At 74.3% G+C, this 24,772-nt stretch carries 24 protein-coding genes; 8 read left to right on the top strand and 16 right to left on the bottom strand.

What is annotated here, in order from left to right; genetic code table 11:
• Positions 1-29: 29 nt before the first annotated feature.
• From ACSLTV_RS27170 to ACSLTV_RS27160, 3 genes are read left to right on the top strand one after another with little or no spacing between them, the layout of a single operon-like run.
• Entirely contained in the window at positions 30-506 is a 477-nt protein-coding gene (locus ACSLTV_RS27170; protein WP_432138550.1) for a hypothetical protein, read from the top strand.
• 2 nt (positions 507-508) lie between these two features.
• Complete coding sequence (locus tag ACSLTV_RS27165; RefSeq protein ID WP_435613040.1) at positions 509-3,529, top strand: ABC transporter permease subunit; 3,021 nt, start codon at positions 509-511, stop codon at positions 3,527-3,529.
• Complete coding sequence (locus tag ACSLTV_RS27160; RefSeq protein ID WP_432138552.1) at positions 3,526-4,236, top strand: ATP-binding cassette domain-containing protein; 711 nt, start codon at positions 3,526-3,528, stop codon at positions 4,234-4,236. The genes ACSLTV_RS27165 and ACSLTV_RS27160 overlap by 4 nt, the downstream gene beginning before the upstream one ends.
• On the opposite strand, the gene ACSLTV_RS27155 is transcribed toward ACSLTV_RS27160, so the two are convergent.
• Both ACSLTV_RS27155 and ACSLTV_RS27150 read right to left on the bottom strand, forming a co-directional pair.
• Positions 4,133-4,762: a transglycosylase family protein gene (locus ACSLTV_RS27155; RefSeq protein WP_435613039.1), complete on the bottom strand. Its 630-nt coding sequence runs from the start codon at positions 4,760-4,762 to the stop codon at positions 4,133-4,135. The genes ACSLTV_RS27160 and ACSLTV_RS27155 overlap by 104 nt on opposite strands.
• 127 nt (positions 4,763-4,889) lie before the next feature.
• Entirely contained in the window at positions 4,890-5,561 is a 672-nt protein-coding gene (locus ACSLTV_RS27150) for a transglycosylase family protein (RefSeq protein WP_435613038.1), read from the bottom strand.
• Positions 5,562-6,076: 515 nt separating this feature from the next.
• Here ACSLTV_RS27150 and ACSLTV_RS27145 point away from each other — a divergent pair.
• Positions 6,077-6,859, top strand: a complete 783-nt coding sequence (locus tag ACSLTV_RS27145; protein ID WP_432155645.1) for a hypothetical protein — start codon at positions 6,077-6,079, stop codon at positions 6,857-6,859.
• 67 nt (positions 6,860-6,926) lie between these two features.
• Entirely contained in the window at positions 6,927-7,337 is a 411-nt protein-coding gene (locus ACSLTV_RS27140) for a hypothetical protein (RefSeq protein WP_432138556.1), read from the top strand.
• 72 nt (positions 7,338-7,409) lie between these two features.
• On the opposite strand, the gene der is transcribed toward ACSLTV_RS27140, so the two are convergent.
• The 5 genes from der to aroH form a co-directional block, all read right to left on the bottom strand.
• Positions 7,410-8,891, bottom strand: coding sequence for a ribosome biogenesis GTPase Der (gene der, locus ACSLTV_RS27135; RefSeq protein WP_432138557.1), 1,482 nt, complete (start codon positions 8,889-8,891; stop codon positions 7,410-7,412).
• 78 nt (positions 8,892-8,969) lie between these two features.
• Positions 8,970-9,614, bottom strand: a complete 645-nt coding sequence (locus tag ACSLTV_RS27130; protein ID WP_435613037.1) for a lysophospholipid acyltransferase family protein — start codon at positions 9,612-9,614, stop codon at positions 8,970-8,972.
• A complete protein-coding gene (cmk, locus tag ACSLTV_RS27125; protein ID WP_432138559.1) occupies positions 9,611-10,300 on the bottom strand; it encodes a (d)CMP kinase in 690 nt (229 codons plus the stop codon). The genes ACSLTV_RS27130 and cmk overlap by 4 nt, the downstream gene beginning before the upstream one ends.
• 112 nt (positions 10,301-10,412) lie before the next feature.
• Positions 10,413-11,498 carry a prephenate dehydrogenase gene (locus ACSLTV_RS27120; protein WP_432138560.1) on the bottom strand — a complete coding sequence of 362 codons (1,086 nt, stop codon included), beginning with the start codon at positions 11,496-11,498 and terminating at the stop codon, positions 10,413-10,415.
• A complete protein-coding gene (gene aroH, locus ACSLTV_RS27115) occupies positions 11,495-11,857 on the bottom strand; it encodes a chorismate mutase (protein WP_432138561.1) in 363 nt (120 codons plus the stop codon). Before aroH ends, ACSLTV_RS27120 begins: the two co-directional genes overlap by 4 nt.
• A 282-nt stretch (positions 11,858-12,139) precedes the next feature.
• Between aroH and ACSLTV_RS27110 the strand changes: the two genes are divergently transcribed.
• From ACSLTV_RS27110 to ACSLTV_RS27100, 3 genes are all read left to right on the top strand, one after another.
• Complete coding sequence (locus tag ACSLTV_RS27110) at positions 12,140-12,799, top strand: hypothetical protein (protein ID WP_432155643.1); 660 nt, start codon at positions 12,140-12,142, stop codon at positions 12,797-12,799.
• A gap of 265 nt (positions 12,800-13,064) precedes the next feature.
• A complete protein-coding gene (locus tag ACSLTV_RS27105) occupies positions 13,065-13,643 on the top strand; it encodes a DUF6529 family protein (protein ID WP_435613036.1) in 579 nt (192 codons plus the stop codon).
• A complete protein-coding gene (locus ACSLTV_RS27100; RefSeq protein WP_432138564.1) occupies positions 13,640-14,065 on the top strand; it encodes a Rieske (2Fe-2S) protein in 426 nt (141 codons plus the stop codon). Before ACSLTV_RS27105 ends, ACSLTV_RS27100 begins: the two co-directional genes overlap by 4 nt.
• Positions 14,066-14,069: 4 nt before the next feature.
• Here ACSLTV_RS27100 and ACSLTV_RS27095 read toward each other — a convergent pair whose 3' ends face one another.
• The 9 genes from ACSLTV_RS27095 to ACSLTV_RS27055 all read right to left on the bottom strand — a co-directional run bounded on the left by ACSLTV_RS27095 (position 14,070) and on the right by ACSLTV_RS27055 (position 24,772).
• Positions 14,070-15,077 (bottom strand): ADP-ribosylglycohydrolase family protein, encoded by a 1,008-nt coding sequence (locus tag ACSLTV_RS27095; protein WP_435613035.1) that lies wholly within the window; start codon positions 15,075-15,077, stop codon positions 14,070-14,072.
• 99 nt (positions 15,078-15,176) lie between these two features.
• Entirely contained in the window at positions 15,177-16,259 is a 1,083-nt protein-coding gene (locus tag ACSLTV_RS27090) for a pseudouridine synthase (RefSeq protein WP_432138566.1), read from the bottom strand.
• Positions 16,259-16,927: an SMC-Scp complex subunit ScpB gene (gene scpB, locus ACSLTV_RS27085; RefSeq protein WP_432138567.1), complete on the bottom strand. Its 669-nt coding sequence runs from the start codon at positions 16,925-16,927 to the stop codon at positions 16,259-16,261. The genes ACSLTV_RS27090 and scpB overlap by 1 nt, the downstream gene beginning before the upstream one ends.
• Positions 16,924-18,045, bottom strand: coding sequence for a segregation/condensation protein A (locus tag ACSLTV_RS27080; protein ID WP_435613050.1), 1,122 nt, complete (start codon positions 18,043-18,045; stop codon positions 16,924-16,926). Before ACSLTV_RS27080 ends, scpB begins: the two co-directional genes overlap by 4 nt.
• Positions 18,046-18,423: 378 nt before the next feature.
• Positions 18,424-18,966 (bottom strand): hypothetical protein, encoded by a 543-nt coding sequence (locus ACSLTV_RS27075; RefSeq protein WP_432138568.1) that lies wholly within the window; start codon positions 18,964-18,966, stop codon positions 18,424-18,426.
• A 41-nt stretch (positions 18,967-19,007) separates the two neighbouring features.
• Positions 19,008-20,144, bottom strand: coding sequence for a ParA family protein (locus tag ACSLTV_RS27070; RefSeq protein WP_432138569.1), 1,137 nt, complete (start codon positions 20,142-20,144; stop codon positions 19,008-19,010).
• 448 nt (positions 20,145-20,592) lie between these two features.
• Positions 20,593-21,708 carry an alanine dehydrogenase gene (ald, locus tag ACSLTV_RS27065; protein ID WP_432138585.1) on the bottom strand — a complete coding sequence of 372 codons (1,116 nt, stop codon included), beginning with the start codon at positions 21,706-21,708 and terminating at the stop codon, positions 20,593-20,595.
• Between the two features lie 143 nt (positions 21,709-21,851).
• A complete protein-coding gene (locus ACSLTV_RS27060) occupies positions 21,852-23,888 on the bottom strand; it encodes a tetratricopeptide repeat protein (RefSeq protein ID WP_435613034.1) in 2,037 nt (678 codons plus the stop codon).
• Positions 23,889-24,145: 257 nt separating this feature from the next.
• Positions 24,146-24,772, bottom strand: a complete 627-nt coding sequence (locus tag ACSLTV_RS27055; protein ID WP_435613033.1) for an NUDIX domain-containing protein — start codon at positions 24,770-24,772, stop codon at positions 24,146-24,148.

Here is a 24,772-nt window from a genome sequence, read left to right as displayed (position 1 = left end):
AAGCGACCTACGACAGGTGGGAGCCAGCGATGCGGACGGCGCGACTGCGGACCGTGCACCCGGTCGTGTGGGCGGGCTGGGCCGCGCTCGCCGCCGGAGCGGTGCTGTGCGTGCTCGGCTGGTACGGCGTGTCCGGCGAGCGGTTCGCCGAGCGGCAGCTGCCCTACCTGGCGTCGTGCACGGTGCCCGGTGCCGCGCTGATCGTCGCCGGGGCGGTGCTGCTCGCACACGCCCGCGACAGCGTGGCCGCCGGCCGGGTGGAGGAGCTGTACGGGTTGCTGGTGGCGGCCGAGCAGGAGGGCGACGCGGAGCCGGGTCGGCCGGCCGCGGCGCCCGTGGCGGTCAGCCGGGAGCTGCGGACGGTGCCGGGCGGCACGCTGTGGCACCGCGCGGACTGCCCGCTGGTCGCCGGGAAGCCGGAGGCGGTGCCGGTGGACACCGGGTTGGCGGCGAGCGGCGCCCTGCGCCCCTGCCCGGTCTGCGAACCGGACGCGGCGGACGGCTGAGCATGTCCTCGCTGACGTACGACCTCACCGTCGCCGGTCTCTCGGTCGGCAGCGCGGCCGCGTTGACCGGCATCGGGCTGATCGTGACGTACCGCGCGACGGGCGTGCTGAACCTCGCGCACGGGGCGGTCGCGATGGTGTGCGCGTACGCGCTGCGGCAGTGCGTGTCGGTGTGGGGATGGCCGCTGTGGCTGGGCGCTGCGGTCACGCTGCTGGTGCTGGCCCCGGCGATCGGGCTGGTGCTGGAGCGGTTCGTGTTCCGGCCGTCGGCCGTGCCGGGCGGCGACCCGGCGCGGTCCCTGGTCGCGTCGATCGGGGTGTTCGTGCTGCTGGTGGGCGGGGCGGCGCTGGTGTGGGGCCAGGGGGCGCAGCAGGATGTGCCGCGGCTGCTGCCGGCGGACCCCTGGGGTGCGTTGGCGGTCGTCGTGGCGCTGGCGGCCGCGGTGGCGGCGGTCGTGCGCCGGACGCGGTTCGGGCGGGAGCTGCGGGCGGTGGTGGACGACCGGCGGCTGGCGGTGCTGGGCGGCATCGACGCGGACCGGGTCGCCGCGGCGGGCTGGGCGTTCGGCTCGTTCACGGCGGGGCTGACGGGCGTGCTGCTGGCGCCGTACGTCCGGCTCGACCCGTACGGGCTGCCGCTGCTGGTCATGGAGGTGATGGCGGTCGCGGTGGCGGCCCGGATGCGCAGCCTGCCGGTGGCGATCGCGGTGGCGTTGGGCGTCGGGGTGGCGCAGAGCCAGCTGACGCGGCTGCACCCGGCGGGCTGGCAAGAGCCGCTGCTGCAGGCGCTGGGGGCCAATCTGTTCGTGGTCGCGCTGCTGGTCGCGGCACTGGCGCTGCCCGGCGTGGGCAGCGGTGACGCGCTGCCGCGCACGGCCACCGCGCGTGTGCCGGCCCCGCCGGGGGCGTGGGCCGTCGCGGTGGTGCTGTTCCTGCTCCCGCTGGGCCTCGCGGGCTCCGACCTGCACACGTCGGTCCAGGTGCCGGCGCTCGGCGTGGTGCTGCTGTCGCTGGTCGTGGTGACCGGCCGGGGCGGTCAGATCTCCCTCGGGCAGGCGGCGTACGCGGGGCTGGGGGCCCTGTTCACCGCCCTGCTGGCCGCAGGCCGCTTCCCGGGGCTGCCGCGGCTGCCGGAGCTGGCGGCGCTGGTGGTGGCGGTGCTGCTGGTGGCGCCGCTCGGCCTGCTCACCGGGTGGCCCGCGATCCGGCGCCACGGCCTCGCCCTGGCGCTGGCGACCTTCGCGGTGGGCGTCGGGGTGAGCCGTTTCGTGTTCGCCCAGCCGTACGCGACCGCCGGGCTGGCGGTGCGCCGCCCCGCCGGTTTCGACGGGGACCGCGCGTACTACGTCCTGGAGCTGGCGTTGTTGTGCGGCGCCCTGCTGGTGACGCGGCTCCTGCGCGGGGACCGGGCCGGCCGGGCGCTGGCGGCCGTGCGGGACGACGAGGCGGGCGCGGCGGCGTCGGGGGTGCGGGTCCCGTCCCTGAAGCTGCTGGCGTTCGTCGTCGGGGCCGCCCTGGCCGCGCTCGGCGGCGCACTGCTCGCCATGGGTCTGCGCGCCTTCGACCCCGGTGTGTACGACCCCGTCCGCAGCCTGCTCTGGTTCGCCGCGGTCGTCGTCCTGGGCGCCGACACCACCCTGGGTGCCCTGGCCGCGGCGGCCCTCCTGGTCGGCCTGGACGCGGGCACCCGGGGAGGTGTGGCGGCGGCCCTCGTCGGCCTCCTCGCCGTCCTCGTCGGCCGCCTCCCCCAGGGCCCGTACGAGGCGCTCCGCGCGCTGGGCCGCCGCCGAACCGGCACCCTCGCGCTGACCCCGGCGGGCCGGCGGGCGCGGGCCGGTCTGACGCGAGCCCGGCTGACGCGGACCGGCGGGCCGAGCACCGGCGGGTCGAGGACCGGCCCCAGCGGGCCGACCGGATCTGGGGGGCCGACGGAACCAAGTGGCCGCACCCGACCCACCGGACCGACGGGACCGGCTGAACCGACCGGACGTACCAGCCGCACCGGCCCCGGCCCCACCAGCGCCGCCGGCCCCGTCGGCCCCACCCGACCCACCAGACCGACGGGACCGGCTCCCGCCCGCTCGGGCGGGGCTTCCACCGCGTCCGGCCGGCCTCTCCCCGCCTCGGTCCGAGGCCGGCCTCCGGCGGACACCGCTCCCCCGGCCCGACCCGCTGCCGAGCCGCGCCCCCTCACCCAACCCCCACCTGCCCACCCCGTCCCCCCGCCCGAGCCGTCCCGCCCCACCGGCGAACCCCCACCACCACCCCGGCCGGCCCCCGCGGCCACCTCACCCGACCGTCCCCCCGGGCCGCGGCCCCGCCTCACAGCCGTCGGACTGCACGCCCGTTACGGCGGCTTCACCGCGCTCGGCGGGGTCGGGGTGGAGGTGCGGCCGGGACGGGTGACCGCGGTGGTGGGGCCGAACGGGGCCGGGAAGAGCACTTTGTTCCACTGCCTCGCGGGAACGCTGCGGCCCGTGCGCGGCCGGGTGCTGTTCGGGACGCGGGACATCACGCGGCTGCCGGCGCACGCCCGTGCCCGGCTGGGGATCGCCCGCACGTTCCAGCAGCCGGCGATGTTCTCGTCGCTGACCGTCATGGAGAACGTCCGGGTCGGTGCCGAACAGGGCCGGGTGCGGGATCCGGCGGCGGTGGCGCGCGCCCTGGCGCTGTGCGGGCTCGACGGCGCCGTGCGGGGGGCCCGCGCGGAGGGCCTGCCGACCGGGACGCTGCGCCGGGTGGAGCTGGCCCGCGCCCTGGCGGGCACCCCGCGGGTGCTCCTGCTGGACGAGCCGGCCGCCGGGCTGGACGGCGCCGAGGTCGCCGCGCTGACGCGGCTGCTGGCGGCGCTCGCCGCCGACGGCACCGCGCTGCTGGTCGTCGAACACGACCTCGACCTGGTGGCCGACCTGGCCGACGTGGTCCATGTGATGGCGGCGGGCCGGATCGTCGCCTCGGGCCCGCCCGGAACCGTGCTGGACGCCCTCGACGCCCTCGACGCGGAGGGGGCGCCGACGCCGTGACCCTCGCCCTGCGCCACGCGCGCGTGCGCTACGGCCCCCTGGAGGCGCTGCACGGCGTCACCCTGGCCGCCCCCTCCGCGGGCCTGACCGTCCTGCTGGGCCGCAACGGCAGCGGCCGGACGACGGTGCTGCGCGCGCTGGCCGGGACGGTGCCGCTGTCGGCGGGGTCGGTGGTGTGGGACGGCGCCGACGTCACCGGCGTGCCCGCGTTCCGGCGGGCCCGCCGGGGACTGTGCCTGGTTCCCGAGCGGCAGGCCGTGTTCGGCACGCTGACGGTCCGGGAGAACCTCGAACTGGCGGCCGAAGTCCTCGACCCTGCACTCGCCGCCTATCCCGCGCTCGCGGACCTGTTGCCGCGCCGCGCGGGCACGCTCTCCGGAGGCGAGCAGCGGATGCTCGCCCTGGCCCGCGCGCTGCTGTCCCGCGCGCGCGTGGTGCTCGTCGACGAGCCGGCCCAGGGGATGTCCCCCGCGGTCGCCGCCCGCACGTACGACCTGCTGGCCGCCCTGCCCGCGTGTGTGGTCCTCGCCGAGCAGCGGCTGCCGCCGGCGCTGCGCGAGCGCCCGGGGTTCGTGTACGAACTGCGGCGCGGCACGGTCGTGTTCAGCGGGGAGACGGCCGAGTGGCGGTCCCGTTCGGAGGGGGCAGCGGAGGGCCGGACACGGCCGGAACGCGGTCCTGGCCGCGCGCCGCCTCCGCCGGGATGACCAGGAGGGTACCGGGCCTCAGCCGGTCGGGGCGGCGGCCGAGCGTCTCCCTGTTGGCCCGGTACAGCGCCCGCCACCCGCCCTCGACCCGGTACCGGGCGGCGACGGACGACAGCGTGTCGCCGGTCCGCACGGTGTGCATGCGGCCCTCCAGCCCGTAGCGCCGGGAGCAGGCCGGCCACGCCGACCAGCCCTGTACGGCCAGTGCCTCCCGCGCGACCTCGGTCTGCTGTTCCCGGGTGGCGAGGTCGGCGCGCGGGGCGTGGGCCAGGCCGCCGTACTCGACCCAGGTCGGCTGCCAGAACTGGAGCCCGCCGTAGAAGCCGTTCCCGGTGTCGGCGTGCCAGCGTCCGCCGCTCCCGCAGTCGGCGACGCAGCCCCAGGGCCACGCGTCGACGACGCACGCGTAGGGGACGGGCGCGGGAAGCGGGCCGGGCGGGGGCGGCGGAAGGGCCGCGTGGGCGGCGGGGCAGGGGGTGGCGAGCAGGGCGGCGGCGAGGGCGAGCAGCGGGGCCGTGCGGAACATCGGGCCACGGCAGGCGGGCCGTCGTGGTGCCCTCGCAAGCCGCGCCCCGCACGGCGGGAGCCCCACCCGGTCGGCGGACCGGACGGGGCTCGTGCCGTGGGATCGCCCCCTTCGCCGGGGGCCGGGCTCAGAGGACGAGGCGCTGGCCGGGCACGATCAGGTCGGGGTCGGCGCCGATGACGGCCCTGTTGGCCGCGTAGAGGCGCTGCCAGGTGGTTCCGTTGCTCGCGGCGATGGCGCTCAGCGTGTCGCCGGCGCGGACGGTGTAGTCGCCACGGGAGCTGCCGCGGTTGGTGTGTCCGGCGGAGCGCCCGGACGCCGGCGCGGTGGGCTCGGCCCGTTCGGCCGGAGCGGTGTGCCTGGTGGTCGTCTTCTGCCGGGTCGCGCCCGATCCGCCGGACGCCGAGCCGGTCGCGGGCGCGCTTCCGGACGCTCCGGCGCGCGCCGAGCAGACCGGCCAGGCGCCCCAGCCCTGGGCGCGCTGGACCTTGGTGGCGACGGCGATCTGCTGTTCCCTGGTGGCCCCGTCGGCGGTCGGGGCGTAGGCGGTGCCGCCGTACGCGCGCCAGGTCGAGCCGGCGAACTGCAGTCCGCCGTAGTAGCCGTTGCCGGTGTTGATGTGCCAGTTGCCGCCGCTCTCGCACTGGGCGATGCGGTCCCACACTCCGCTGTCCGCCGCGGCGGCGTCGCCGGTCGCGGCCAGCAGTCCGAGCGGGGCGAGGAGTACCGCCCCGGCGAGGACCGCCGTGGTGCGCTTCTTGCGCGCGGTGTCGCGAGTGGTATCGGCACATTCGGACATGTAATTCCCTCTCGAACAACCCGGGACTTCCCCCAGGGCGGGGCGCTTCCCGCGCAGGGGCGCGGTGGGGCGCTCCGCCCCGTCCGCCGGCGGTGGTGCTGCGCGATCCTGCTCTGCGCGGCCGGCGGACGTCCCCGGGCGGTGCTCGGTGCACACGGCGGAGGAATGTAGGGACTGCGCGCAGCTCTCATCAACCAACTCCCCGTTCATGCAGGCCAGTTGACCGTTACCGCAGGTAGCCCGGCCGGCGATCCGCCCGCTCCGTGAGGCATTGCCCCGATATGGCCGACGGCAACTCGGGCAAACTGTGATTCAGTTCACGGACCCAATCACCGTTACCTTGACGTTACTTGACGGTGAGTGGTCGATTCGGCACCGAAAGCGACCGTCCGCGTCCGACGGTCGGATTCCGTTCGCCGTACTGCGTGACCCCCGCCACAGATCACCCGTTGTCTTCTTCATGAGCCGGGGAGCCACCCGGCCTACCGACGCACCGCACTCCGAGGGAGCCACCCGTGCCGCGCATGCTCGACGTCAGCGACGAGGTACGCGCCGAGATCGGCGACGAAGAAGCCGACCGGCTGCTCGCCGGAGAGAACGCCCCGGGCAGTTACGACTGCACGTCCTGCCGCACCCCGGGCGACTCCGAGCACGAGCGCACCAGCACCGTCCTGTTCATCGGCGAGGAGACCGCCGTCCTCGCCTTCGCCCACTCCACCTGCCTGCCCTCCCAGGTCGTGCAGGTCACCGAGGAGCAGTTGCAGGGCGCTGTCCGTTCCATCAGCGGCGACGCCGTCGACCTGGAGCCCGAGAAGGTCGTTCCCGAGCAGGCCGTGCTCGGCGTGACCAGCGGACTCGTGCTGATCGCCGGGGAGTTGCACCCGGCGCTCGTCGTCGAGCCGACGGCGCCGATCGTACGGCCGGGCGCCACCGGCGCCGGCGACGACTTCCTGCCGCTGCTGATCGAGCAGGGGTTCATGCCGCTCACCGAGCTGACCGAGGTGCCGCCGGTGCAGCACGGCTGGTCGGTGCTGCTGGCGATGGGCCAACTGCACGCGGTGCTGCAGCCGTCGGCGAACGGCGGTCAGCAGGTGGCCTGGTGGCAGGCGCACCAGCCGTTGCAGGTGACCGAGGGGTGGCGGGCCGCCGCCAACAAGCACCAGCAGGTCCTCATGTTCGCGGCCCCCGTGGGCACCATCGGACGGCAGCCGCGCGAGGACCTCATGCGCGACGCGCTCGACAAGGCCGCGGCCAACGGCAAGTTGGTGGCGGCGGCGATGCCGCTGGCGGGCACGTGACGCAGCACCCCGCGCCCCCGCGGCCCGGGGCCCGCATCCCTTCTCGGAACCGGTCGTTTTGACTTACGTGCACGCATACCACGTTCCCCGCCGCCCCTCGTACCCGTCGATCCCCTCCGCTCGGCCGGCTCAGGACCCCTTCGGCAGCCCCTCGGCCACGCCGATCTACGACGCGCTCTACGCCGAGTACGTCAAGTCCTTCCGCTCACTGCCGGGTGACCGCAGCGGCGAGGAGGAGCTGGGGTTCAGCGCCTTCGGGACGATCCCGATCGGGACGGGCTCGGACGAACGGCCCCGCCCCGGGTCGTTCAGCAGCTCCTACGGCGCCTACAGCGCGGGTGCGCAGAGCGCCCGGCAGGGGCTGGGGCCGCAGCAGGGACAGGGGCAGTGGCAGCGGGTCGGGCCGCTCGGGCAGCGAGCCGGCGCCATGCAGCCGGTGCCGGCGGCGCTGCCGCCGGGCCCGCGCCGCGCGTACTGACGCCGGGACGGCACCGAGCGCGGGACAGAGCGAAAGGGGCGGCCCCCTCGGGGCCGCCCCTTTCGCCGTGTGTCACTTCTTCTTCGCGCCGCGCTTCTCGCGCACCCGCACCGAGATGTGGATCGGCGTGCCCTCGAAGCCGAACTCCTCGCGCAGCCGGCGCTCGATGAAGCGGCGGTAGCCGGCCTCGATGAAGCCGGAGGCGAACAGGACGAACCGCGGCGGCTTGGTGCCGGCCTGGGTACCGAAGAGGATGCGCGGCTGCTTGCCGCCCCGGATGGGGTGCGGGTGGGCGGACACCAGCTCGCCCAGGAAGGCGTTCAGCCGTCCAGTGGGAACCCGGGTCTCCCAGCCCGCGAGGGCCGTCTCGATCGCCGGGACCAGCTTCTCCATGTGACGGCCGGTGTGCGCCGAGACGTTCACCCGCGGCGCCCAGGCCACCTGGCCGAGCTCGGTCTCGATCTCCCGCTCCAGGTAGTAGCGGCGCTCCTCGTCGAGGGTGTCCCACTTGTTGTAGGCGATCACCATCGCGCGGCCGGCTTCCACGGCCATGGTGACGATGCGCTGGTCCTGCACGGAGATGCTCTCGGAGGCGTCGATCAGGACGACGGCCACCTCGGCCTTCTCGACCGCGGCGGCGGTGCGCAGCGAGGCGTAGTAGTCCGCGCCCTGCTGGAGGTGGACGCGCTTGCGGATGCCGGCGGTGTCGACGAACTTCCAGGTGACGCCGCCGAGTTCGATCAGCTCGTCGACCGGGTCGCGGGTGGTGCCGGCCAGCTCGTTGACGACGACGCGCTCCTCGCCGGCCACCTTGTTCAGCAGGGAGGACTTCCCGACGTTGGGGCGGCCGATCAGCGCGATGCGGCGCGGACCGCCGACGGCCGCGCCGAAGGTCTGCTCGGGGGCGTCCGGCAGCGCCTCCAGGACGGCGTCCAGCATGTCGCCGGTGCCGCGGCCGTGCAGCGCGGAGACCGGGTGGGGCTCGCCGAGGCCCAGGGACCACAGGTACGAGGCGTCGGCCTCGCCGCTCGGGCCGTCGACCTTGTTCGCGCACAGCACGACCGGCTTGCCGGCCTTGCGCAGCAGCCGGACGACGGCCTCGTCGGTGTCGGTGGCACCCACCTTGGCGTCGACGACGAAGACGACGGCGTCGGCGGCCTCGATCGCGTACTCGGCCTGGGCGGCCACGGAGGCGTCGATACCGAGGACGTCCTGCTCCCAGCCGCCGGTGTCGACGACCTTGAAGCGGCGGCCCGCCCACTCGGCCTCGTAGGTGACCCGGTCGCGGGTGACGCCCGGCCGGTCCTCGACGACGGCCTCGCGGCGCCCGATGATCCGGTTGACGAGGGTCGACTTGCCGACATTGGGGCGGCCGACGACGGCGAGGACGGGCAGCGGGCCGTGGCCCGCCGCCTCGATGGCGCCCTCGACGTCCTCGACGTCGAAGCCCTCTTCCGCGGCGAGCTCCATGAACTGCGCGTACTCGGCGTCGCCGAGCGCCCCGTGGTCGTACTCGTGCTCGGCCGAGCCCTCGGGCCCGTTCTGGTCGTTCATGGAAGTCCGTACCTCGTCGTTCATCGTGGTGGTCGGTGGATCTCCGGACGTACGGTGATCCACTACTCGAAGTGTCGCTCAGCGCCCGGTGAGGCGCCTGGCGTTTTCCAGGTGGCCGGTGAGCTGCAGCTGGATGCGCTCGGTCGCCTCGTCCAGCGCCTTGCGGGTGCGCCGGCCGCTGCCGTCGCCGGCTTCGAAGGGCTCGCCGAAGACCACGTCGACGCGGCTGCGCAGCGGCGGCAGCCCCTTTATCAACCGTCCGCGCCTGTCGGAACTTCCCAGCACCGCGACCGGGACGACCGGTGCCCCGCCGCGTACGGCGAAGTAGGCGAGCCCGGCGCGCAGCGCGGCGAAGTCGCCTTCGCCGCGGGTGCCCTCGGGAAAGATCCCGAGGGCGCCGCCGTTGTCCAGGACGCCCAGCGCCTGCGTGATCGCGGTGCGGTCGGCGGAGGAGCGGTCCACCTTCAGCTGGCCGATGCCGGTCAGGAAGCGGTCGAGCGGGCCGACGAACGCCTCCTTCTTGATCAGGAAGTGCGTCGGCCGGGGTGCCACGCCCATCACCATCGGGCCGTCTATGTTGTGCGAGTGGTTGACGGCGAAGATCACCGGGCCGGTGGCGGGCACCTTCCAGGCGCCGAGCACCCGCGGCTTCCACAGCCCGTACATCAGGCCGACGCCGATCCGCCGGCCCACCTCGGCGCCGCGCTCTGAGGGAGCGGTCATTTCCCGGCCCGCTTCTCCTCGACGAGGGTGACCACGCGCTCGATGACCTGGGCGAGGGTCAGCTCGGTGGTGTCCACCTCGACGGCGTCGTCCGCCTTGGCGAGCGGGGACGTCTTCCGGCTGGAGTCGGCCGCGTCCCGCTTGATCAGGGCCTCACGGGTGGCGTGGACGTCGGTGCCCTGGCCGAGTTCGCCGCTGCGGCGGGCGGCCCGCGCCTCCGGAGAGGCGGTGAGGAAGATCTTCAGGTCGGCGTCGGGCAGCACGGTGGTACCGATGTCACGGCCCTCGACGACGATGCCGCGCCGGGCGTTCGCCGCGATGGACCGCTGCAGCTCGGTGATCAGGGACCGCACCTCGGGCACCGCACTGACCGCGCTGACCTCGGAGGTGACCTCCTGGGTGCGGATCGGGGCGGCCACGTCCACGCCGTCCACGGTGATCGTCGGCTTGACCGGGTCGGTTCCCGAGACGATGTCCGGCTTGGCGGCTGCCGCGGCGATGGCGGCGGCGTCCTCGGTGTCGATGCCGTTGGTCACCATCCACCAGGTGATCGCCCGGTACTGGGCGCCGGTGTCCAGGTAGCTGAGACCGAGCTGGGCGGCGACCGCCTTGGACGTGCTGGACTTGCCCGTGCCGGAGGGACCGTCGATGGCGACGATCACGGGCTGGGCGGCGCCGTTTTCCACGGGGGGACACCTTCCTGGTGCGGTACGAGAGCGGGTGTGCGGGGCGGATCCGCCCCGCACAAGGTTACTGGCTCCCCGAGTGCCCTCTCACGGCCCGGTCGAGCGGCCGCCGCTACTGCCGGACGGCCCAGCCCCGCTCGCGCAGCGCGGCGGACAGCACCGGTGCCGCCTTCGGCTCGACCATCAGCTGCACCAGGCCGGCCTGCTGCCCGGTCGCGTGCTCGATGCGCACATCCTCGATGTTGACGCCGGCCCGGCCCGCGTCGGCGAAGATGCGGGCCAGCTGGCCCGGCTGGTCGTCGATGAGCACGGCCACGACCTCGTAGGCGCGCGGCGCGGTGCCGTGTTTGCCGGGGACGCGGACCTGGCCGGCGTTGCCCCGGCGCAGCACGTCCTCGATGCCGCTGACGCCCTCGCGGCGCTTGTCCTCGTCGGAGGACTGCAGGGCCCGCAGGGCGCGGACCGTCCCGTCGAGGTCGGCGGCGACGTCGGAGAGCAGGTCGGCGACCGGCCCGGGGTTCGCGGACAGGATGTCGATCCACATCCGGGGGTCGGAGGCGGCGATGCGGGTCACGTCCCGGATGCCCCCGCCGCACAGCCGTACCGCCGACTCCTCGGCGTTCTCCAGGCGGGCGGCGACCAGGCTGGAGACCAGGTGCGGCATGTGGGAGACGAGCGCCACCGCGCGGTCGTGCGCGTCGGCGTCCATGACGACGGGTACGGCGCGGCAGTGCGAGACCAGCTCCAGCGCGAGGTTGAGGACCTCGGTGTCGGTGTCCCGGGTCGGGGTGAGCACCCAGGGGCGGCCCTCGAACAGGTCGCCGCTCGCGGCCAGCGGCCCGGACTTCTCCCGGCCGGACATCGGGTGGGTGCCGATGTACGCGGACAGGTCCAGCCCCAGTGCCTCCAGGTCGCGGCGCGGTCCGCCCTTGACGCTGGCCACGTCGATGTAGCCGCGGGCCGCGCCGCGCCGCATGGCGTCGGCGAGCACGGCCGCCACGTGGGCGGGCGGCGCGGCGACCAGGGCGAGGTCGACGGGCCCCTCGGGCGGCTCGTCGGTGCCGGCGCCCAGCGCGGCCGCCGTACGGGCCTGCCCGGGGTCGTGGTCGGCGAGGTGCACGGTGACGCCCCGCTGGGCCAGGGCGAGGGCGGCGGAGGTGCCGATCAGCCCGGTTCCGATGACGAGCGCGGTCCTCACTGGGCGATGTCCTTGCGCAGGGCGCCCGCGGCGCCGAGGTAGACGTGGGTGATGCCGGAGCGCGGCCGGTCCGACTCGACGTGCGCCAGGAGGCGGACGACGCGCGGCATGGCGCCCTCGATGTCCAGTTCCTGGGCGCAGATCAGCGGTACGTCGACGATGCCCAGCTTGCGGGCGGCGGCCGCCGGGAAGTCGCTGTGCAGGTCGGGGGTGGCGGTGAACCAGATGCTGATCAGGTCGTCGGTGGTGAGGGAGTTCCGCTCCAGGACGGCCGTGAGCAGGGCTCCGACCCGCTCGTCCATGTGCCCGGCCTCGTCCCGATCCAGTTGGACGGCCCCCCGGACCGCTCGTACCGCCACTGTGCTGCTCCTCGCGTTTCGGCTTGCTCCCGCCCAGCGTAGTCAGCCCGCGCTCTTCGGCGGCGCGCCGCCCGCCCGCTGAGACGGGCGTCGCGGCGGCTGCCGGGCGGACCGGGCGGGTGTCTCCGGCGGGGTTCCGAGGGCGGGGTGTGCGGGCTCCTCCGCTGTCCCCCGGAACGCGCCCTTGCGCCACTTCGGGTGAGTACGCCCCCGATGCGCCTCTTTACGGGTGGCGGGCCGTCGGCTCTGATGTCAGGCAGACCCGCCTCGGGGGAGGCCGTGATGAAACGTCCGGGACCGCTGCTGACCCTGCTCTCGGGACTGGTGTTCGCGCTGGTCCTGCTCGTCCTCGACACGACGACGGGGACGCGGGACGCGTCGTCGGCCGATCGGGGTGCGCGGCCGTCGGGCTCCCCGGCCGCTGTGTCCCCGGCCCCGGTGCCCTCGGCGCCCTCGCCGTCCGCGACGGCGACGGCCGCCGCGCAGACCGACTACACCGGGCGGACCGACGACGACGCGGCGGCCGTCGCGGTGTCCGTGCGGGGCCGGAAGGCGATCGCGTACTACTGCGACGGCCGTACCCGGGAGTCCTGGCTGAGGGGGGACGTGGCGGACGACGGCTCGCTGCACCTGACCGGCGAGGGCGGTACCCGGCTGGACGGCACGCTGACGGCGGGGGTGCGGGTGCGCGGCACCGTCGATGCCGGCGGGCGGCACGCCTTCACCGCCGAGCGGTCCGCGCGGCCGTCCCGGCTGTGGCGGACCACCGCCACCGTGCGCTCCGCCCGGATCGACAGCGGCTGGATCGTACTCAGGGACGGTTCCCAGGTCGGAGTCCTCACCCGCGACGGCGTGCCGGAGGCGGCTCCCCCGATCGACCCGGGTACCGGCGCGGTGACGCTCGACGGACGGCGGCTCACGGCCCGGCCGGTGTCCCCGTGACCGCCGGTGACCCGGCAACGGCCGGCGCCCCGGTGACCGCCGAGACTTCCCCGACCGCGGGCACCTGCCCGACCGCCGAGGCTCCCCCGAACGCGGGTGCCGGTGAGACCGCGGGTGCCGGTGAGACCGCAGGTGCCCGTGAAGGTGCCCGTGTGACCGCGGGTGCCCGTGAAGGTGCCCGTGTGACCGCCCATTCCCCGGTCCCGGTGACGCCCGGTCAGCGCGGCGTCGGACCGCGTGCGATCCCACGACCAGGGAGGCGACCATGACCGTCGACCCGAACGCCGCCACCCAGAGCGTCCCGCCCCCGCCCCGGCCCGCCGGGGGCGTCACCGCCCTGCTGGTGCCCGCCCTGGTCGCCGCGGCGGTCGCGGTGGCCCTCGGCGTCTACGGCAGGGTCCACGACCCCGCCGGGACCGCGTTCAGCCTGGCCGGGTTCAGCGGCACCGGGGCCGTGAAGTCCTGGCTGGCGACGACCGCGGTCCTGCTGGCGGTGGTGCAGTCGGTCTCCGCCCTGATGCTGTACGGCAGGTTGCCGGGCCCGCGCTGGGTGCCGGTGCTGCACCGCTGGTCGGGCCGGGCTGCGTTCCTGACGGCCGTGCCCGTGGCGGTGCACTGCCTGTACGCCCTGGGCTACCAGACCTACGAAACGCGCGTGTTGTGGCATTCCGTCCTGGGTTGCTTCTTCTTCGGTGCTTTCAGTGCGAAGATGCTGTTGCTCCGCTCGGAGCGTCTTCCGGGCTGGCTACTGCCGGTCATCGGCGGAGCGGTCTTCGCCGCCCTCACCCTGATCTGGCTGACCTCCGCCTTCTGGTTCTTCCGCACGTTCGGAGTGACGACATGACCCACCCCGCGACACGCCGCACGGTCCTCCTCGCGACGGGCGCCGCCACCCTCGCCGTGAGCTGTGGCGAATACGGCGACGAGGACAACTCGTCCGAGACGGAGTCGCCCGCGGCGTCGGCGAACGCCTCGGCCGGACAGGTGCTGGCGGCGACGGCCGACATCCCGGTCGGCGGCGGCACGGTCTTCAAGGAGGAGAAGGTCGTGGTCACCCAGCCGGCACAGGGCGAGTTCAAGGCGTTCTCGGCGATCTGCACCCACCAGGGCTGCACCGTCAACAAGGTCGCCGACGGCACGATCGACTGCCCCTGCCACGGGAGCAGGTACCGCATCGAGGACGGCTCCGTGGCCGCGGGCCCGGCTCCCCGGCCCCTGCCCGCCGAGCAGATCGCCGTCGAGGGCGACTCGATCAGACTGGTCTGACCGCTCAGGCGTCCCAGAGGGCGCCGAGCGTCACCAGCTCACTGCCGTGCTCCACCCGGTCCGCCCACTCGCGGGGCCAGGCGTCGACCCCGGCGTGGGCGCCCGCGAAGGCACCGGCCAGACAGGCCAGGGAGTCGGAGTCGCCGGAGGTGCAGGCGGCCCGGCGCAGCGCGGTCACCGGCTCGTCGGTGAACAGCAGGAAGCACAGCAGCCCTGTCGCCAGGGCCTCCTCCGCGATCCATCCCTGCCCCGTGGCCAGGCACGGGTCGGTCTCCGGGTCGGGGTGGCGCAGTGCCTCGGCCAGCCGGTCCAGGACGCCCAGGCACTCGTCCCAGCCGCGCGCGATGAAGTGCTCGGGGCTCGGGTCGTGGGCGCGGGTCCACAGGTCGCCGAGCCAGGTGTGGTGGTAGCGGGTGCGGTTCTCGACGGCGTACGACCGCAGCAGCGCGACCAGTTCCGCCGGGTCGGTGTCCTGCGCGAGCAGGTGCACGGCGTGCGCGGTGAGGTCGGAGGCGGCCAGCGCGGTGGGGTGCCCGTGGGTGAGGCCGGACTGGAGCTGGGCGGCGCCGGCGCGCTGCTCGTCGCTCAGGCCGGGCGCCAGGCCGACCGGGGCGACCCGCATGTTGGCGCCGCAGCCCTTGGAGCCGATCTGACTGGCGTCCTGCCAGGCCCGTCCCTCCGCCTTGAGCAGGTTGCAGGCGCGCAGGCAGGTGTTGCCCGGGGCGCGGTTGTTGTCCGGCGACTGGTACCAGTCCACGAACTCCTCGCGCAGCGGGCGCTCCAGCCGCTTCGGGGCGAGCACACCGCGGTCCATGGCCGTGCGCAGGCCGCGCGCCACGGCGAGGGTCATCTGGGTGTCGTCGGTGATGAGGGCCGGCTCGGGCAGCCGCATCTCCCGCCAGGGACCGTACTTGGCGAGGATCGAGGGCACGCTGTGGAACTCGGTCGGGTATCCGAGGGCGTCCCCGAGGGCGAGGCCCAGCAGTGCTCCGGTGGCTGCGTTGTTCGGCATGTGATCACCATTCCCTTTATCGTCACACTGACCTTAAAGGGAACGGTGATCACCCGCAAGGGGCTCCGGCGAAGCGCGGCCCGGGGTCCCCGAAGGCTCCTAGAGGTCGACCTCCTGCATCAGCATGCCGACCTCGGTGTTGGACAGCCGGCGCAGCCAGCCCGACTTCTGGTCGCCCAGGGTGATCGGGCCGAAGGCGGTGCGCACCAGCTTCTCCACCGGGAAGCCCGCCTCGGCCAGCATGCGCCGCACGATGTGCTTGCGGCCCTCGTGCAGGGTGACCTCGACCAGGTAGTTCTTGCCGGTCTGCTCGACGACCCGGAAGTGGTCCGCGCGCGCGTAGCCGTCCTCCAGCTGGATGCCGTCCTTGAGCTTCTTGCCCAGGTCGCGCGGGATCGGGCCGACGATGGCCGCGAGATACGTCTTCTTCACACCGTACTTGGGGTGGGTCAGCCGGTGCGCCAGCTCCCCGTGGTTGGTGAGCAGGATGACGCCCTCGGTCTCGGTGTCCAGCCGGCCCACGTGGAACAGCCGGGTCTCCCGGTTGGTGACGTAGTCCCCGAGGCACTGCCGCCCCTCCGGGTCCTCCATCGTGGAGACCACACCGGCGGGCTTGTTCAGCGAGAAGAACTGGTACGACTGCGTGGCCACGGTCAGGCCGTCGACCTTGACCTCGTCCTTCTCCGGGTCGACCCGGCGGCCCTGCTCGAGCACGATCTCGCCGTTGACCTCGACCCGGGCCTGCTCGATCAGTTCCTCGCAGGCTCGCCGGGAGCCGTAGCCCGCGCGGGCGAGGACCTTCTGCAGGCGCTCGCCCTCCTGCTCGGCGCCCGGGAAGGTCTTCGGCAGCTTGACGTCCTTCTTGCCCGCGTACCGCTCGCGGTTGCGCTCCTCGACCCGTGCCTCGTACTCACGGGAGCGCGCGGGGGCCGTACGGCCTCCGCGGCCCTGTCCCTGCGGGGACTGGGACTGCTTGGGGCCGCCCTTGGCGCCGCCTCGGGCCGCGCCGCCGCGCCCGGACTTGGGGCCGTCCTTGGTGGCGCCGGGGCCCACGTCGTAGCGGCGCTCCTCGGGGCGCGGCTTGCGCGGACGGCCCTGGCCGCCCTGCTTGTCGTCCCTGTTGTTCCCGGCGCCGCGGTGGTTACCGCGTCCGCTGTTCCTGCCGCTGCCGCTGCTTCGCATCAAAGTTCCGTCGTCGTCGTGTGATCGTCGTCTGGCGCCGGACCGTCCTCGGGAGCGTCCGGGTCGAACGACACAACGCCCTCCTGGGTCTCGGCCTCGATCGCCTCCGCCTCCGGGAGGAAGGGCGCGAGCTCCGGGAGCTCGTCCAGACCGCGCAGGCCCATCCGCTCCAGGAAGTAGTTCGTCGTCCTGTACAGGATCGCACCTGTTTCGGGTTCCGTGCCCGCCTCCTCGACCAGACCGCGTTGCAGCAGGGTGCGCATCACGCCGTCGCAGTTGACCCCGCGCACCGCGGAGACCCGGCTGCGGCTGACCGGCTGGCGGTAGGCGACGACCGCGAGGGTCTCCAGCGCGGCCTGGGTGAGCCGGGCTGTCTGGCCGTCCAGGACGAGCCGCTCGACGGCGGCCGCGTACGCCCCGCGGGTGTAGAACCGCCAGCCGCCCGCGACGAACCGCAGTTCGAAGCCGCGGCCCTGCGCGGTGTACTCGTCGGCCAACGCGCGCAGCGCGTCCGCGATCTGCCGCCTTGGCCGTTCCAGGATCCGCGCCAGGTGCTCCTCGGTCGCGGGCTCGTCCACGACCATCAGCACGGCCTCCAGTGCGGGTCTGAGTTCCAGACCGGCGACGGAACCCGATCCGGCCGGCCGTGCGCCGGTCCGTCCACTCACGCCTTCTCCTCCTCCCCGGCCCGCTCGGGCGGCCGGTCGAACTCGTCCGTCACCCTCGGCGCCTCGGCCCCGTCCCCGCCGGTCCAACGCACCAGCAGCGTCCCGAGGGCGGTCTCCTGCTCCAGCGCGACGGCCTTCTCCCGGTACAGCTCCAGCAGCGCCAGGAAGCGCGCGACGACGGTGAGGGTGTCGTCGGTGTCCTCGACGAGCGTGCGGAAGTCGGCCTCCCCCAGCTCCCTCAGCCGCGCGACGACGATCCCGGCCTGCTCCCGCACGCTGACCAGCGGGGCGTGGATGTGGTCCACGTACACCTGTGGCTTCGGCTTGGGCTGCATCGCCTTCACCGCGAGCCTGGCGAACCCCTCGGCACCGATGCTGATGACCACCTCGGGCAGCAGCTCCGCGTGGTGCGGCTCCAGGCCGACGGTACGGGGGTAGCGGCGGGCCTCGTCGTCCAGCCGGTCGGTGAAGATCTCCGCGACCCGCTTGTACGCGCGGTACTGCAACAACCGCGCGAAGAGCAGGTCCCTGGCCTCCAGCAGGGCCAGGTCCGCCTCGTCCTCGACCTCCGCGGCGGGCAGCAGCCGGGCCGCCTTGAGGTCGAGCAGCGTGGCGGCCACCACCAGGAACTCGGTCGTCCGGTCGAGGTCCCAGTCCGCCCCCATGGCCCGGATGTGCGCCATGAACTCGTCGGTGACCTTCGACAGCGCCACCTCGGTCACGTCCAGCTTGCGCCGCGAGATCAACTGCAGCAGCAGGTCGAAGGGTCCCTCGAAGTTGGCCAGCCGCACCTTGAACACCGCGTCCCCGTCGGGGGCCTGCGGGGTCGCGGCGGCTTCCGTGTCCTCAGCGGCCGTCGAGGGCACGGCTGCTTCCGCGACCGCGCCGGTCGCGACGCGCCCCGGTGCCTCCACGTGCTCGGCGCCCTCGGACGCCCCGGCCGCCTCCGAGGGCGCGGCCTGCTCGGGCGTCGCGTCCCGCGCGGGTCGCGCCGCCCCGGTGCGCTCGCTCGTCGCCGGAGGAAAGGCACCCCGCGCACTCTCCGAAGACGCGCCGGCTTCCGCACGCCCCGCGGGTTCCGCCCGCTCGGGAGTCGTCCCGGTGACCGGCGCCCGCACGCGCCGGGCGGCCTGCGCGGCCTCGGCGGCTGTGCGCCCGTCCGGCCCGGCGCCACCCGGGGCCGCCTCCGGCCCCGCGCTCCGCGCCGGCTCGACGGCGCGCTCCGGCTCCGTCGACCGCGCGGCGCTGTCCGGGGCCTCGGCCTGTCGCGGACCTCCGGCCCCCGGGGTGTCCGGAGCCGGCCGCGCCTCGGCCGCGTGCCCCGGCCGGGCGGCCCCCGGCGGCTCGTCGGCCGCGTCGTCGTGCCCCGTGGCGCCGACGGTCTCGGGGAGCACGGTGGCCCGCGGCCCCCGGCCCAGCGCGCGCCTGCGTCCGCCGGGCGTGCCGGGGCCGGGTGAGTCACCGTTCGACGAGGTCATAGCCCTCGCAGGCTACCGCTACCGGCCGCGCAGCCGCCGTACGAGGATGCTCGCATCCCCCCGCGCCTCCAGGTCGGCGAGCACCACGGCCACCGCCTCGCGCACGATGCGCCCGCGGTCGACGGCCAACCCGTGCTCGCCGCGGAGCACCAGGCGGGCGTGCTCCAGGTCCATCAGTTCCTCGGCCGACACGTACACGGTGATCTTCTCGTCGTGCCGCTCGCGCCCGCTGGGCCGGCGGGCCGCGGCACGTCCGCGCTTGCGGGGCGCTCCGGCGGCGGCAGCGTCCCCGGCAGAACCTTCCTGCACCGTGCGGCGCGCCGCGCGCTCCGTGCCGGTGCGGCTGCGGGACTCGCCGCCGTCGGCCGGTTCGGTGCCGGCCGCGGCGTGCTCGGCGCCCGGCCCGTCGCCGCCCTGCGCGGGCACGGCGGGCGGCGCGTCCTCGCCCGAGGCCGCGGCGGAGGCGGCCGGGTGCGCCGCCCCGTCGCTCTCACCGGCGGGCGCGGGCACCCGCGCCTCACCGCCCGCCTGGCGGCGGGGAGTGGACGGCTGGAGCGCCATCCCCCCTGTCGTACGGAAGAGTTCGTCGGCCCCCGGCAGACTCACTCGGCGTGACACCGGGCGAGCACCTCCCTGGCGAGCTGGCGGTAGGCGGCGGCACCGACGGAGTTGGAGGCGTAGGTGGTGATCGGCTCGCCGGCGACCGTGGTCTCCGGGAAGCGGACCGTGCGGCCGATGACCGTGTGGTAGACGTGATCGTCGAAGGCCTCGACCACCCGCGCGAGGACCTCGCGGCTGTGCACCGTGCGCGAGTCGTACATCGTGGCGAGGATGCCGTCGAGCTCCAGGTCCGGGTTGAGCCGCTCCTGGACCTTCTCGATGGTCTCGGTCAGCAGCGCGACCCCGCGCAGCGCGAAGAACTCGCACTCCAGCGGGACGATGACCTTGTGGGCGGCCGTCAGCGCGTTGACCGTGAGCAGACCCAGCGAGGGCTGGCAGTCGATCACGATGTAGTCGTAGTCGGGCATCAGCGGCTTGAGCGCGCGCTGCAGCGTCGACTCGCGGGCCACCTCGGAGACCAGCTGGACCTCGGCGGCGGACAGGTCGATGTTGCTGGGCAGCAGGTCCATGTTGGGGACCGCGGTCTTCAGCAGGACCTCGTCGGCCGACATGCCCCGCTCCATGAGCAGGTTGTAGACCGTGAGGTCGAGTTCCATCGGGTTCACGCCGAGGCCGACCGACAGCGCGCCCTGCGGGTCGAAGTCGACCAGCAGTACGCGGCGGCCGTACTCGGCGAGCGCGGCACCCAGGTTGATGGTCGACGTGGTCTTGCCGACGCCGCCCTTCTGGTTGCACATCGCGATGATCGTCGCGGGGCCGTGGTCGGTCAGCGGGCCCGGGATCGGGAAGTACGGCAGCGGGCGCCCCGTGGGGCCGATGCGCTCACGGCGCTGGCGGGCCGCGTCGGGCGCGAGCGTGGCCGCGTACTCCGGGTCGGGCTCGTACTCGGCGTCGGGGTCGTAGAAGTGCCCGTCGGGCAGTTCGTCGTAGTCGGCGAAATGGTCGTGGGGCGCGCCACTTCCGTCGCCGGCCATGGCGTTCACGTGATGACCGTCCAAGCTCTGGTGTGCTGACAGAGCCGTGTGGGGGCCGGACTGGCTCTGGTGGGCTGCGAAGGTGCGGACAGCGACGGAGCCGACAGCCTCGAATCCCGCGGAGCCCTGGCCCCGTGCAGGCATTCCTGGTTGACCACCCCCGGGAGAAAATGTCGACTCATTCACAAGTCGTCTTACCTCCTTGGTGACCAGGAAACTTCTAGACAAGGTCAGCGTGGCACCATGCCGACGGTTGGCGACTCTATGGCGTGTCGGGCGTCCGCAGCAACACAATCCGCCGGACCCGGCCCGATGTGTCGGCAATGAAACATCCTGCTGTCAAGGGCGTACGGCCGTCGCACAGCAGGTTTCACCGGCGTGCGAATCGGTCGAAGGGTTACGTTCGAGGCGAGTTGACCGAGAATCGCAAAGTGACCATACACACATCCGGCCGGACCTTGTGGGACAAGGTCCGGCCGGATGTGTGCGGTTGACGACCTGTGTTGACGAATCGCCTTTTCCCTGCGGATGACTTGAACCCGCCGGTCGAGCGGAAGGCCGTCGCGCGGCTGCGGCACAGTCGCCGCGGGGCTCAGCCCAGAAGCGCGCCGAGCTCCACGTGCTCCAGGCCGTGCGCCTCGGCGACCTCGCGGTAAACGACCTTGCCGTCATGGGTGTTGAGGCCCTTGGCGAGCGCGGGGTCCCGGCGCAGCGCCTCGACCCAGCCGTTGTCCGCCAGCGACACGATGTACGGCAGGGTCGCGTTGGTCAGCGCGTAGGTGGAGGTGTTGGGCACCGCGCCGGGCATGTTGGCGACGCAGTAGAAGACCGACTCGTGGACCTTGAAGGTCGGCTCGGCGTGGGTGGTGGGACGGGAGTCCTCGAAGCAGCCGCCCTGGTCGATCGCGATGTCGACAAGGACACTTCCCGGCTTCATCCGGGAGACCAGCTCGTTGGTGACCAGCTTCGGCGCCTTGGCGCCCGGGATGAGGACGGCGCCGATGACCAGGTCCGCGTCGAGGACGGCCTTCTCCAGCTCGAAGGAGTTGGACATGACGGCCTTGATCCGGGTGCCGAAGATCCTGTCGGCCTCGCGCAGCTTGTTGATGTCGCGGTCGAGCAGGGTGACGTCGAAGCCCATGCCGATGGCGATCTGGGCGGCGTTCCAGCCGGACACGCCACCGCCGATGACGACGGCCTTGGCCGGCAGGACACCGGGGACACCGCCGGGCAGCACGCCGCGGCCGCCGGCCGCGCGCATCAGGTGGTAGGCGCCGACCTGGGGGGCCAGGCGGCCCGCGACCTCGGACATGGGGGCCAGCAGCGGCAGCGCGCGGGAGGGCAGCTCGACCGTCTCGTAGGCGATCGCCGTGGTGCCGGACTCGATCAGGGCGTCCGTGCACTCCTTGGAGGCGGCCAGGTGCAGGTAGGTGAAGAGGGTCTGGTCCTTGCGGAGGCGGTGGTACTCCTCGGCGATGGGCTCCTTGACCTTCAGCAGCAGGTCGGCGGTGGCCCACACCTCGTCTGCGGTGTCCAGGATCCGCGCACCGGCGGACACGTACTCGTCGTCCGTGATCGACGAGCCGGCACCGGCGCCTCGCTCGATGACGACCTGGTGGCCGTGGCGCACCAGCTCATGCACGCCGGCGGGGGTGATGGCCACCCGGAACTCGTTGTTCTTGACCTCGCGGGGAATGCCGACCTTCACGTCGATCACGGTCCTTGGCTCAGAGGGTGTGGGGCATAGCAAGACATACCCGGGTGAATGACGCGCACCGGGACGCACCGCAGGAGAACGTGCGGCAGAGCCAGTTTAATGAAGGCGTTCCCGCTGTCTAGCCTTTCATTGCATCAATCTTCAGCGGATGTACTGCGGATTTCGCAGGCGTCAGTGGAAGGTTTCAGCCCTTCCTGCCCCAGGATGCCCTCCGCCGCCGCGCGGTGCGGCCGGGCGGCCACCGGGTCGCCGAGCCGTTCCAGGGTGTCGGCCAGCCGCAGCTGCAGCGCGGCCTGGAGCCGCTCTTCCTCCGCCCGGCGCGCCCACTCCACCGCCTCCTGGCAGGTGCGCAGGCTCTCCTCGGGCCGCCCCGCGTACTCCTGCACCCGGGCCAGCTCGCTCAACGCGCGCGCGTGCGCGGCGACATCGCCGCTCCTGCGGTACCCGGCGAGCGCGGCCCGCCAGTTGCGCGTCGCCTCGCCGTAGCGGCCCGCGTAGGTGTGCGCGGCGGCGATACGGCCGTACAGCCGGGCGGCGTCGCCCTGCTCGTCCCGGGCCAGCCGCTGTGCGAGAGCCCGGCCGAACCAGTCGGCGGCCCGGTCGTAGTCCCCCAGCTCCAGATGCGCGCCGCCTACGGATTCCATCGCGCGGCCGGTCGCGTACGGGTCGTTCGCCTCCCGTCCGGCATCCAGCGCGGCCCGGTAGCGCACCAGGGCCTCCGCCGTGCGGCCGGTGCGGGCGTCGACGTCGGCCAGGTTCAGCAGGGCGGCGGCCTTCTCCCGGGGCAGGCCGCGGCGCTCGGCGACGTCCAGCACCAGCCGGTGGACTCCGTACAGGTCGGGCGCCGCCGCCTGGGTGCCGAAGTGCGCGACCATCGCCCGCACCAGCTGGGACATCAGCCGCCGGGCCAGGGTGTCCAGCTCGCCGTCGGCGACCGCGAGCCGGGCGGCGGCGAGCAGCGCGGGCCGACGGGCGCGCAGCCAGTCGGCCGCGGCGCCCGGGCCGGCGAAGCGCAGGGCGCGCGGCATGCCCTGGGCCCTCTCACGGATCTGCGGGTCGTCCGTCTCGGCGGCCGCCCGGCAGGACTGCAGCAGCCGGACCGTGCGTTCCAGCATCCGGGCGCGGGCCAGCTGAAGCTCGGCCGGGCGCTCGTGGGTCTGGGCGGCGGCCCGCAGCAGCGGGTGCAGACAGCCCGGCACCTCGTACTGCGGCAGTGGGGCGTCGACGGCGCGCAGCAGGCCGAGCGCGGTGAGGTCGTCCAGGGTGGTGTGCGCGGCACCGACCGAGCAGCCGGCCAGCGCCGAGGCGGTGTGCGGGTCGACGAGGCCGGCCGGGGCGAGCCAGAGCAGTCGCAGTATCCGCGCGGCCGGCGCGGGCAGCCCTGCGTGCACCAGCCGGAACAGCCGGTCCAGGGGGGCGCCCTCCCCGTCGGTGTGCAACTGCTTGGCGAGGTCGGCGACGGCTGCCTTGGGGTGGGCGGCGAGCCAGCCCCCGGCCAGCAGCAGCACGGCGGGCTGGCCCTGGCAGATCTCGACCAGGCCCTCGGCGGCACGCGGGTCGACGGTGATCCGCACCGAGCCGGTCAGCCGGGTCAGCAGCTCCAGCGCGGACTTGGTGTCCAGTCCGCCGAGCGTGCAGGGCCGCACGTCCGGGATGCCGGTCAGCGGGCCCGAGGACACGGCCACGGCCAGGCTCTCGGGGGCGTCCGGCAGCAGCGCGTCGACCTGCTCGGCGCCGGTGGCGTCGTCGAGCAGCAGCAGCGCCCGCCGGCCGGCCAGGGCGTCGCGCAGGGCCGCCGTGAGATCGTCCTCGTCGGCACCGGCGGGGGCCGGCAGCGACAGCGCGGCCAGCAGCTCGCGCGCGGCCCGCTCCACCGGGACGGCGGTGCCGTCGGGCTCGCTCAGCCGGGCGCGCAGCACGCCGTCGGGGTAGCGGTCGGCGACCTGCCGTACGAGTTCCTCGGCCAGGGCCGTGCGGCCGCTGCCGGAACGCCCGGCGATGAGGAGCACGCGCGCGCGGGGTGGTTTCTTTCCGGCCAGGGTGTCCAGGCCCGCGCGCTCGATGTCGGCGCGCAGTTCCTTCAGTTCCCTGGTGCGGCCCAGGAACGGCCCGTCCTCCGACGGGTCTGGGGACAGCCGCACGCCGTCTGTGTCCACCGCCTGATCCGTCACGGGCCACACTCCCGTCCCACTGCGCACCGGGACCCGCCGGAACTCCGGACCGGGCGCTTCCAGAGCCTAGTTCACGCTCAGCGACGTTCCGGCCGGAGCAGGACGGTGACGGGGCGGGGACTCCCCTGATCGGATCAACGGATCGTAGGACCCGGCGGCCCGGTCGCGGCCGGGCGGGGCCGGGCGCGACCGTCGGGGCCGGGCGGTGCCGGGCGCGACCTTCGGGGCCGGGCCGGGCGGGCCCGCCGGGAGAGTCCCTAGGCCTCGAAGGGCCGGGCCGGCCAGGGGGCCTCGGCGGGGCGCAGCGCGTCCAGGCCGTCGCCCTCCCGGGCGGCCACCAGCGCCAGCACACCCACCACGAGACAGTTGTTGTGCAGCTCCCCCGCGAGCACCCCGCGCACCAGCTCGCTCACCGGTACCCGGGCCGACTCCAGCTCGATCTCCTCGTGCTCCGCCTCGAACGGCCGCCCGTCCGCCGCCGACAGCCCCCGCGCGAGGAAGATCCGCACCGCCTCGTCGCAGCCGCCGGGGGTGGTGTACACATCGGTCAGCACCCGCCAGTCCTCGGCCTTGACGTGCGCCTCCTCGTACAGCTCGCGCTGGGCGGCGTGCAGCGGGTTCTCCCCGGGCACGTCGAGCAGCCCGGCCGGGATCTCCCACAGCTTCTGCCGCACCGGGTGCCGGTACTGCCGGATGACGACCACCCGGTCCTCGTCGTCGAGCGCGAGCGCGGCGACCGACCCCGGGTGGACCTGGTAGTCGCGCCGGGCCACGGAGCCGTCGGGCATGACCACCTCGTCGGTGCGGACGGAGGTCTTGGCTCCCCGGAACGGCATCTCGGTCCCCCGGATCTCCCACTCCTCGGCGGCGTCCTTGATCGTCAT

The sequence above is a fragment of the Streptomyces sp. bgisy159 genome (genome assembly GCF_965341775.1).
Lineage (GTDB): Bacteria > Actinomycetota > Actinomycetes > Streptomycetales > Streptomycetaceae > Streptomyces.
Note: the sequence above shows the minus strand (reverse complement) of the source record. Positions and strands in the feature narration are given on the sequence as shown.